The 9495-nt window shown below is 71.6% G+C and carries 11 protein-coding genes; 6 read left to right on the plus strand and 5 right to left on the minus strand.

All coding sequences use genetic code 11. From position 1 onward, the window contains the following. Position 1: 1 nt before the first annotated feature. Positions 2-622, minus strand: coding sequence for an HAD-IB family hydrolase (locus VK611_00640; protein HMG39795.1), 621 nt, complete (start codon positions 620-622; stop codon positions 2-4). Further along, on the minus strand, positions 619-1524 hold the full coding sequence (locus VK611_00645) for a TIGR01777 family oxidoreductase (GenBank protein ID HMG39796.1): 906 nt from the start codon (positions 1522-1524) through the stop codon (positions 619-621). Before VK611_00645 ends, VK611_00640 begins: the two co-directional genes overlap by 4 nt. Positions 1525-1576: 52 nt before the next feature. On the opposite strand from VK611_00645, the gene mscL reads away from it, so the two are divergent. Further along, positions 1577-2095 carry a large conductance mechanosensitive channel protein MscL gene (mscL, locus tag VK611_00650; protein HMG39797.1) on the plus strand — a complete coding sequence of 173 codons (519 nt, stop codon included), beginning with the start codon at positions 1577-1579 and terminating at the stop codon, positions 2093-2095. 4 nt (positions 2096-2099) lie between these two features. Here mscL and bfr read toward each other — a convergent pair whose 3' ends face one another. Further along, positions 2100-2570, minus strand: coding sequence for a bacterioferritin (gene bfr, locus VK611_00655; GenBank protein ID HMG39798.1), 471 nt, complete (start codon positions 2568-2570; stop codon positions 2100-2102). An 8-nt stretch (positions 2571-2578) separates the two neighbouring features. Continuing rightward, positions 2579-2773: a (2Fe-2S)-binding protein gene (locus VK611_00660; protein HMG39799.1), complete on the minus strand. Its 195-nt coding sequence runs from the start codon at positions 2771-2773 to the stop codon at positions 2579-2581. Between the two features lie 159 nt (positions 2774-2932). Between VK611_00660 and VK611_00665 the strand changes: the two genes are divergently transcribed. Next, positions 2933-3610 (plus strand): TrkA family potassium uptake protein, encoded by a 678-nt coding sequence (locus VK611_00665; protein ID HMG39800.1) that lies wholly within the window; start codon positions 2933-2935, stop codon positions 3608-3610. Next, entirely contained in the window at positions 3607-4278 is a 672-nt protein-coding gene (locus tag VK611_00670; protein ID HMG39801.1) for a TrkA family potassium uptake protein, read from the plus strand. The genes VK611_00665 and VK611_00670 overlap by 4 nt, the downstream gene beginning before the upstream one ends. Positions 4279-4299: 21 nt before the next feature. Here the strand turns inward: VK611_00670 and VK611_00675 are convergent, their stop codons facing one another. After that, a complete protein-coding gene (locus VK611_00675) occupies positions 4300-5685 on the minus strand; it encodes a serine hydrolase domain-containing protein (protein HMG39802.1) in 1386 nt (461 codons plus the stop codon). Between the two features lie 191 nt (positions 5686-5876). Here VK611_00675 and lpdA point away from each other — a divergent pair, with 191 nt between their 5' ends. The 3 genes from lpdA to lipB all read left to right on the plus strand — a co-directional run. Beyond that, positions 5877-7298: a dihydrolipoyl dehydrogenase gene (lpdA, locus tag VK611_00680; protein ID HMG39803.1), complete on the plus strand. Its 1422-nt coding sequence runs from the start codon at positions 5877-5879 to the stop codon at positions 7296-7298. Beyond that, a complete protein-coding gene (locus tag VK611_00685; protein ID HMG39804.1) occupies positions 7295-8758 on the plus strand; it encodes a dihydrolipoamide acetyltransferase family protein in 1464 nt (487 codons plus the stop codon). The genes lpdA and VK611_00685 overlap by 4 nt, the downstream gene beginning before the upstream one ends. A gap of 1 nt (position 8759) precedes the next feature. After that, a partial coding sequence (lipB, locus tag VK611_00690; GenBank protein ID HMG39805.1) for a lipoyl(octanoyl) transferase LipB occupies positions 8760-9495 on the plus strand: 736 nt, incomplete at its 3' end.

Consider the following 9495-nt stretch of genomic DNA (forward strand, 5'->3'; position numbering starts at 1 on the left):
GTTACCGGGGAGAGGCGGTGGCCCGCTTGCCGACCCAGGTGGGGTGGTCGGCGGAGGCGAGGAGCTCCTCGTCGCCGGAGGAGTCGCCGTAGGCCCACAGCTCGACCGCGGCGTCCCGGCCGTAGCGCTCGTCGAGCCAGGCCCGCAGGCGGACCACCTTCTGGGGGCCGCGGCAGTTGGCGCCGCCCACGACGGCGCCGGTGAGCCGGCCCGCCGGGTCGCTCGTCAGCTCGACGGCCAGCACGTCGTCGATCCCCAGCTCCGCCGCCAACGGCCGCAGGTAGGTGGCCAGCGAGGCCGACACCAGCACCACCGGGTGGCCCTCGGCCTGGTGCCAGCGCAGCCGCTCCAGCATCTCGGGCCGCAGCAGCTCCACCAGGGTGGCGGCGTAGCGGCGGCCGCGGTCGTGGAAGCGGTCCTCGGACCAGCCCCGGAACAGCCGGGCCACCGTCGCCAGCTTCATCTCGTCGCGCCCGCCCCGCAGCCCCCGCCCCGCCGACGCCAGCCCCGCCACCGTCAGCCGCGGCCACCCCGAGGCCGCCACCAGGAACGGCACCATCGTGTCGCGCCGCGCCAGCGTCCCGTCGAAGTCGAACGCCGCCACCCCGGGCAGGTCGCTCATGCCGCCAGGACCGCCGCCAGACCGGAGTCGACGTCGGGGTGGGCGAACGCGAACCCCGCCTCCGTCAACGCCGCCGGCTGCAGGCGCTGGCTGAAGAACAGCATCTCCTCGGCCATCTGACCTCCCAGCACGAGCTTCGGCCCGAACTTGGGGATCGGCAGCAGCGCCGGCCGGTGCAGCGCCCGCCCCAGCGCCTTGGCGAAGTCGCGGTTGGTGACGGGCGTGGGTGCGGTCAGGTTGGCCGGCCCCTCCACGGCCTCGGCCGAGAGCAGGAACCGCAGCGCCGCCACCTCGTCGTCCAGCGTGATCCAGCTCATCCACTGCTTCCCCGACCCGAACGGCCCGCCGACCCCGAAGCGGAACAGCGGCAGCATCTTGGGCAGCGCCCCACCCCGAGTCGTCAGGACGATGCCCGACCGGGCGAGCACCGTGCGGATGCCCGCCTCGCGGGCGGGCTGGGCGGCCTGCTCCCAGGCGACGACGAGGTTGGCGAGGAAGCCGTCCCCCGGGCCGTCGGCCTCGGTCAGCGCCTGGTCGCCCCGGTCGCCGTAGAACCCGATCGCCGAGCCGCACACGAACACCGGCGGTGGCGCCTCCAGGCCGGCCAGGGTCTGGGCCAGCAGGCCGGTGCCCCTGGTGCGGCTTTCGAGGATCTCCTGGCGGCGGGCGTCGGTCCAACGCTTGTCGCCCACGCCGGCGCCGGCCAGGTGGACCACACCGTCGAGTCCCTCCAGCGCCGCCGCGTCGATGGTGCCGCCCGCCGGGTCCCAGGCGACGGCGTCGGCCCCGGCGGAGTCCGCGGGCGAGCGCACCAGCCGCAGCACGTCGTGGCCCTCGCCCCGCAGTGACTCGACCAGGGCCGAGCCGATCAACCCGCTCGCACCCGATATCGCGAACCTCATCGGCGTCGTCCTTCCAACGTCATCGAACAACTCCACTTTGCCTCGGCCCGAGGTGCTGCTTCTCCCGCTCTTGGCGCCGAGGCGCCGGGCCGCTCGGGCCACGGCGGCCGTTCGGCCACCTCAGGCCAGAGTGACCGATAATCTCCCGCGCAACCCGAGCGGAGGTTATGTGGTGTTCAAGGAGTTCAAGGAGTTCATCTCCCGAGGCAACGTGATCGACCTGGCAGTGGCCGTCGTACTCGGCATTGCGTTCGGGGCGGTCGTCACATCAGTGGTCGAAGGCGTCATCACGCCGCTCATCGGCGCGCTCTTCGACTTCGAGTTCAGCGGCTGGAGCTCGAGCCTCAACGGCAATGACATCTTCTGGGGCACGGTGCTCGACGCGGCGATCAACTTCCTGCTCGTGGCCGCCGCGATCTTCTTCCTGATCGTGAAGCCCATGAACATGCTTGCCGAACGTCGGCGGCGCGGCGAGGAGCCCGAGGAGGCAGAGCTCTCCGACGAGGCCCTCCTGCTGACGGAGATCCGGGACCTGCTCCGCCAGCAGCGGGGCACGCCGATGCAGCGCTGAGGACCTAGTCGCGGACCTGCTGCGACAGGTAGAGCTGCTCGCCCAGCTTGTCGACCAGACCCAGCTGGGTCTCCAGCCAGTCGATGTGGTCCTCCTCGGAGGTCAGCATCTTCTCCAGCAGCTCACGGGTGCCGTTGTCGCCCAGTTCGACCGCCTTGGCGATGCCGGCGTTGAACCGGGCGACAGCGGTCCGCTCCATCTCCAGGTCGAGTTGGAGCTGCTCGACCACGGTCTCGCCCAGCCGCACGGAGCCGAGCCGCTGCAGGTTGGGCATGCCGTCGAGGTAGAGGATCCGCTCGATCACCTCGTCGGCGTGCTTCATCTCGTCGATGGACTCGTGCTTCGTGTGCTCCGCCAGATGCTCGAAGCCCCAGTTCGACTGGATCTTGGCGTGGCCGAAGTACTGGTTGACGCTGGTCAGCTCCGCCGTGAGCACGTCGTTCAGAAGCTCGATGATCTCAGGCGCACTTTGCATGGAACTCCTCAGGCTGCAGGTTGCTCCTGCTCGCCCGGGAGGGGGAGGTGGACGGCGAGCAGGGCCGCGATCGTAGGCCGGCACGACCCGCAGCGGGTGCCAGCGTCACAACGGGTGGCCACGTCGTCGACGCAGAGCGCGCCGTCGGTGATCGCGGCACGGATGCCACGGTCGGTGACCACTTCGCAGTGACAGACGATCATCTAGCCCACTCCTGCTCCCGACAGCCCCTCCGGCTGTCTCAGGAATCCCGTGCAGTGCTTGGTAAGCATGCCTTACATGACGGGTACCTTGTCAAGAGGTGGCCGCTCCCCAAACCCTGGCTGGGGTCGGTCGCGGGTGCTGCGATAGCGTCGCCGCTCATGCACGTGGTCATCGTCGGCTGCGGTCGCGTCGGGAGCGGGTTGGCCCGTGTCATCGAGGACCGGGGTCACTCCGTAGCGCTGGTGGACAAGGACGCACGGTCCTTCAGTCGACTCCACGAGGGGTTCAAGGGCACCACCGTGACCGGCGTCGGCTTCGACCGCGACCGGCTCACCGAGGCGGGCATCGCCGAGGCCGGGGCCCTGGCTGCGGTGACCAGCGGCGACAACTCCAACATCCTGGTGGCCCGCGTGGCCCGGGAGAACTTCGGCGTCGACAACGTGGTCGCCCGCATCTACGACCCCCGCCGGGCGGTCATCTACGAGCGCCTGGGCATCCCCACGATCGCGTCGGTCCAGTGGACCACCGACCGCATCCTCCACCGTCTGCTGCCCGAGGCCTCCGGGAGCGCCTGGACCGACCCGAGCGCCGCGGTGGTGCTGGTCGAGCGGCCGGTCGCCGCCAGCTGGGCGGGCAGCCCGCTCGAGGAGATCGAGGTGCCCGGCATCGCCCGGGTGGTGGCGCTGTCGCGCATGGGCGTGGCCCAGGTCGCCACCCACGACCTGGTGGCCCAGGACGGTGACGTCGTGTACCTGGCGGTCGACGCCCGGAAGATCGCCGAGCTCGACGCCCACCTCAACGGCACCGTCGGGGCGGCAGAGGGAGCCCACTCATGAAGGTGGTCATCGCGGGTGGGGGAGCGGTCGGGACGTTCATCGCCCGCGAGCTCAGCGAGGCCGGTCACGAGATCTCGATCATCGAGATCGAGCCCCGCATCGTCGAGAAGGCCAAGGCGCTCGGCGAGCCGGTCGACGTCGAGTGGTTCGTGGCCGACGCCTGCGAGGTCGACAGCCTCGGCAAGATCGGTGTGGCCGAGGCCGACGTGGTGGCCGCGGTCACCGGCGACGACGAGGACAACCTGGTCATCAGCCTGCTGGCCAAGCAGGAGTTCGCCGTGCCCCGGGTGGTCGCCCGGGTGAACAACCCGAAGAACGAGTGGCTGTTCAACGAGAACTGGGGCGTCGACGTGTCGGTGTCGACCCCGCACCTGCTCACGGCCCTCGTCGAGGAGGCGGTCAGCGTCGGCACGCTGGTGCGGCTGCTGTCGTTCGAGGGCGGGCGCGCCACGCTCATCGAGGTCACGCTGGCCACCGACAGCCCGGCCGCGGATCACGAGATCGTCGACCTGGGCCTGCCGCGCGACTCCACCGTGGTGGCCGTGGTGCGCAACGACCGCGTGGTGGTCCCCCGCGGCGACACCCGCCTGCTGGCGGGCGACGAGGTGCTGGTGATGGTCACCGGCGAGAGCCTCGAGGACGTCCGCAAGGTGCTCACCGGCGCCTGATGCCCGGGCCCGCGCCCCCGGTCAGGTGCGGGTGTGGAGGCGGCCCTGCAGGTACACCGCGTGGGCCTGGCCGTCGGTGGTCGGGGTGAAGACCACCGGCTCGTCGAGGCCCGACTCGGGCCACGTCGTCCGGAAGATGCCGGCGTCGAGGTCGACCGGAACCAGCCGGACGACCGCGCCCTCGCGGCCCAGCTCGTCGAGCACCCCCGACGGTGCGACGCGCATGTCGAGCGCCTTCTCGGTGGTGTCCGTCGCGGCGGTCACGTCGATGCGCTGGTGCAGCCGGTCGAACGTGCCGACGAACGGGGTGGCGTCGTCCAGCGGGCTCGGCGGCCCCATCTCGGTGGGGAGCGGCACGTGGACGTCGACCAGGTCCCCGACGATCTCCGGCCACAGGTCCCAGGCGAGCCGGGCGCCGGCGGGGCTGTTGGCCAGCACCACGGCGGCGAAGCGGCGCTCGGGGATCACCCGCAGGTAGGAGCGCTGGCCGAAGGTGTCGCCGTCCTGGCCCAGGCAGGTGACGTCGCCCCAGCGTCGGACCGTCCACGCCAGCGCCTGGTCCTCGTCGGGCAGCGGCGACTCGACCTGTGGCTCGGCCATCGCCTCCACGGTGTGGGCGGGCAGGAGCTCGGCGCCGTTGAGGGCGATCCCGCCCGCCAGGTGCAGCCGGGCGAACGCCAGCACCTCGGCGGCCGGCGCCAGGATGCCGCCCATCGGGCCGTTGGCGCGGGCGAGGGGCCAGCGGTGCACGGCCTGGGCGGGCTGGTCGCCCTGCGGCAGCTCGTGGCCGACCGCCACCCGGTGGAGCAGGGCGTGCTGCGGCAGGGTGAGCGTCGCCCGGGCGCCGATCGGGCGGACCAGGCGGCGCCGCAGCACCCGGTCGTAGTGCTCACCGGTGGCCACCTCGATCAGCCGCCCGGCCACCCCGAAGCCGGTGTTGCAGAAGCTGTAGGTCTCGTCGGGGGCGTGGATCTGGCCCAGGGCGTGCAGCGTCTCGACGTAGCGCTCCAGGGCGTCGGGGTTCCAGCCGGTGTCGATGAGGTGGTCGCCGTGCATGCCGCTGGTGTGGGCCAGCAGGTGGCGGGGCGTGATCTCCAGCGTGGCTCCGGGGTCGGCCACGGCGAACTCCTGCAGCTGGGCGCGCACCGGCTCGTCGAGCGACACGACGCCGGCGCCCTCCATCTGGCACAGCAGGGTGGCCGTGTAGAGCTTGGCGATCGAGCCGATCTGGAACAGCGTGTCCGGCGTGACCTCCACGCCGGTGGCCAGGTTGGCGACGCCGTAGGTCGCCACCTCGATTTCGTCGCCCAGCATCACGCCGACGACGGCGCCAGGCACCGCGTAGGCATCGGCCCGCTCGGCGAGGGTCCGCTCGAGGCGAGGGCGGTAGTTCGCCAGACCACCCATGCGTTCGGGACGGTAGCCCATGTTGGCGTAGCTTGCGTCGGAGCCCTATGAGAGCCCCATGAGCACCCGCCGCCTCATCTTCGCTGCGCTCCTGTGCGGGATGGCGATCCTGGTCGCCGGCACCGTCCAGCTCCTGCAGATCATCGGCTGATGGCCCGGTAGAGTCCGACAGTCAGGAGAACGAGAGCGAAGTGGAGGTGGTCCCCCTGCCCGAGCACTTCGACGTGGTCGTCATCGGTGGTGGCCCAGGTGGCTACGCAGCGGCGCTGTACGGCGCCGGCGCCGGACTGAACATCGCGTTGATCGAGAAGAACAAGGTAGGCGGCACCTGCCTGCACGTCGGCTGCATCCCGGCGAAGGAGCTGCTGGAGACGGCGGCGGTCTACCGCCACGTGAAGGGCGCCAAGGAGTTCGGGATCGACCCGGGCGGCAGCCCCACCATCGATTTCTCGGTCACGCAGACCCGCAAGCAGCAGGTGATCGACCAGCTCTTCACCGGGCTCCAGGGTCTCCTCAAGCAGCGGAAGGTCACGATCTACGACGGCCACGGCCGCCTGGGCGCGGGCCGCAAGGTCTCGGTGTCCGGTGGCGAGTCGGGCGACGTCGAGCTGACCGGTGACGCGGTGATCATCGCCACCGGGTCGCTGCCCCGCACGATCCCCGGCTTCGACGTCGACGGCGAGGTCGTGCTCACCAGCGACGAGGTGCTGTCGCTGGCGGAGATCCCCGGCTCGGTCGCGGTCATCGGTGGCGGGGCGATCGGCTGCGAGTTCGCGTCGGTGTTCGCCGACCTCGGCAGCCAGGTCACCATCCTCGAGGCGCTCCCCAAGATCCTCCCCGGTGTCGACTCCGACGCCGCCAACGTGGTCGGCCGGGCGTTCAAGAAGCGCGGGATCGACATCAAGACCGGCGTGAAGGTGGGCGGCCACACCCCGAACGACACGGGCGGCACCACCATCGACCTGGGCGACGGCAAGACGCTGGACGTCGACAAGGTGGTCGTGTCGGTCGGCCGGCGCCCCTCCACCGACGACATCGGCCTCGACGGGACCTCGGTCAAGCTCGACGACCGCGGCTTCGTGTCGGTCGACGAGTACTGCCGCACCGGCGAGGACGGCGTCTGGGCCGTGGGCGACTGCATCGCCACGCCCGCCCTGGCGCACGTCGGCTTCGCCGAGGGCATCGCCGTGATCACCGACATCCTCGGCGAGCCGGTGATCCCGGTCGATTACGGCAAGGTGCCGTGGGCCATCTACTGCCACCCCGAGGTGGCGTTCGCCGGCCACAGCGAGGAGTCCGCCAAGGAGGCCGGCCTCGATGTGGTCACCTCCAAGCACCGCTGGACGGGCAACGGCCGCGCCCTCATCGTGGGCGACACCGAGGGCCTCGTGAAGGTCATCGCCGAGAAGAACGCCGACGGCAACGGCGGGCGCATCCTCGGCGTGCACATGGTCGGCCCGTGGGTCACCGAGCAGCTCGGCCAGGGCTACCTCGCCGTCAACTGGGAGGCCACGGTCGACGAGGTCGCCCACTTCATCCAACCCCATCCGTCGCTGTCCGAGAACTTCGGCGAGACGGTGCTGAGCTTGACCGGACGGAGCCTGCACGGATGACCGACATCCAGATGCCGCAGCTCGGTGAGACCGTCACCGAGGGCACGATCACGAAGTGGTTCAAGAACGTCGGCGAGCAGGTCAGCGAGGACGAGCCGCTGTTCGAGGTGTCCACCGACAAGGTCGACTCCGAGGTGCCGTCGCCGGTGAGCGGCGTGCTCAGCGAGATCCTGGTCCCCGAGGGCGACACCGTCGACGTGGGCGTGGTGCTGGCCCGCATCGGTGGTGCCGACGCCGACTCCGGTGCCGCGCCGGCCGACGACGGTGCTGCGGCCCCTGCCGAGGCGCCCCCGGCCGAGGAGGCCCCGGCTCCTGCCGAGGCCGATGCCGAGGCCGCTCCAGTGACAGCCGAGCAGGCACCGCCGCCCCCGCCCCCTCCGCCGCCGTCGGGCACGCCCGCGCCGCAGCTGGCGGCCAGCCAGGCGCCCCCTCCGCCTCCGCCCCCGCCGGCGCAGACCACCGTTCCGGTCGCCCGTGACGGGGCTGGCGACGCCGACGGGAAGCTGCTGTCGCCGGTGGTGCGACGGCTCATCGCCGAGAACGACCTCGACCCCGGCCAGATCGCGGGCACCGGTCCCGGTGGTCGCATCACCCGGGGCGACGTCCTCACCGCCATCGACAGCGGTGGTGCCCGCCGTGTCGCTGCGTCGGCCCCCGCAGCCGCTCCGGCCGCCGCCACCTCGCCGGCCGAGACCGCGACGCGTGCCCCGGCACCGGCTCCGCAGCCCATGGCGGTGGCGGGCGAGCGCGACACCACGATCCCGCACACCAACATCCGCCGCCGCACCGCCGAGCACATGGTGCGCTCCAAGGCGACGTCGGCCCACGTGTACGCCTCGATCGAGGTCGACTTCGAGTCGATCGAGCGGGTGCGCTCGGCGGCCAAGGGCGAATGGAAGGCGGCGGAGGGCTTCAGCCTCACCTACCTGCCCTTCATCAGCCGGGCGATCATCGACGCCGTCCGGGAGTTCCCCCAGGTCAACTCGTCGTTCGGCGAGAACGAGCTGATCGTCCACAACTACGTGAACCTCGGCATCGCCGTCGACCTCGACTTCAAGGGTCTGATGGTGCCGGTCATCCACGAAGCCGAGGGCAAGCGCCTGCGGGCCATCGCCCGTGAGGTGTCCGACCTGGCGCACCGGGCGCGGTCGAAGCAGCTGTCGCCCGACGACATCGCCGGCGGCACGTTCACGATCACCAACCCGGGCCCGTTCGGCACCACGCTCACCCTGCCGGTGATCAACCAGCCGCAGGTGGCGATCATCTCCACCGATGCGGTGAAGCGCCGGCCGGTGGTGGTCGACCTGCCCGACGGCAGCGAGGGCATCGCCATCCACTCCACCGGCAACCTCACGCTCACGTGGGACCACCGGGCCTTCGACGGCGCCTACGCCGCGGCCTTCATCAACCGGGTGCGGGAGATCCTCGAGACCCGCGACTGGGCTGCTGAGCTGGCGTGACATGACGCTGCGGGTGCGGTGGCTGGGGAAGGTGTCGTACCGCGACGCCTGGGCCGTGCAGCGGGCGCTGCACGCGGGCGGCGCGGCGGCGGCCGGGCCCGACGATCATCTGCTGCTGCTGGAGCACCCGCACGTCTACACGCTGGGCGTGCGGGCCGACCTGCGCCACGTCCTGGTGCCACCGGCCGAGGTCGGCGCCGAGCTGGTGCGGGCCGACCGGGGCGGCGACGTCACCTACCACGGCCCCGGCCAGCTGGTCGGGTACCCGATCCTGTCGCTGCCGGGGAAGCACTCGGCCACCCGCACGGGCATGGCCGACACGGTCGCCTACGTGCGGACGGTGGAGCAGCTGGTGATCGACGTGCTGGGTGACTTGGGACTGCCCGATGTCGGCCGCCTGCCCGACTACCCGGGCGTCTGGGTCGATCCCGACGGCGAGAACCCGCGCAAGATCTGCGCCATCGGCGTGCGGCTGGTGCGGGGGCGGTCGATGCACGGCTTCGCCCTCAACGTCGCTCCCGACATGGCCTACTGGGGTCACATCGTCCCCTGCGGCATCCCCGACAAGGCTGTCACGTCGCTGGCCGACGAGGGCCACCGCGTGACGATGGCCGAGGTCGTCGACGCCGTCACCGCCCGGGCCGCGGCCCTGTGGGGCGAGGGCGACGTCGAGCGCCAGGACGTCTCGTTCGCCACGGCCACGCTGGAGGTCGTCCCCCTGACGCCGCCGGCCGATG

Source organism: Acidimicrobiales bacterium (assembly GCA_035316325.1).
Taxonomy (GTDB): domain Bacteria; phylum Actinomycetota; class Acidimicrobiia; order Acidimicrobiales; family VFJN01; genus DASXTK01.

Coding starts and splice junctions, on each gene's coding strand:
- VK611_00675 (HMG39802.1), bottom strand. CDS start 5,685: ATGGGTGGTCTGGCGAACTACCGCCCTCGCCTCGAGCGGACCCTCGCC.
- VK611_00645 (HMG39796.1), bottom strand. CDS start 1,524: ATGAGGTTCGCGATATCGGGTGCGAGCGGGTTGATCGGCTCGGCCCTG.
- VK611_00665 (HMG39800.1), top strand. CDS start 2,933: ATGCACGTGGTCATCGTCGGCTGCGGTCGCGTCGGGAGCGGGTTGGCC.
- VK611_00660 (HMG39799.1), bottom strand. CDS start 2,773: ATGATCGTCTGTCACTGCGAAGTGGTCACCGACCGTGGCATCCGTGCC.
- VK611_00640 (HMG39795.1), bottom strand. CDS start 622: ATGAGCGACCTGCCCGGGGTGGCGGCGTTCGACTTCGACGGGACGCTG.
- bfr (HMG39798.1), bottom strand. CDS start 2,570: ATGCAAAGTGCGCCTGAGATCATCGAGCTTCTGAACGACGTGCTCACG.
- VK611_00685 (HMG39804.1), top strand. CDS start 7,295: ATGACCGACATCCAGATGCCGCAGCTCGGTGAGACCGTCACCGAGGGC.
- VK611_00670 (HMG39801.1), top strand. CDS start 3,607: ATGAAGGTGGTCATCGCGGGTGGGGGAGCGGTCGGGACGTTCATCGCC.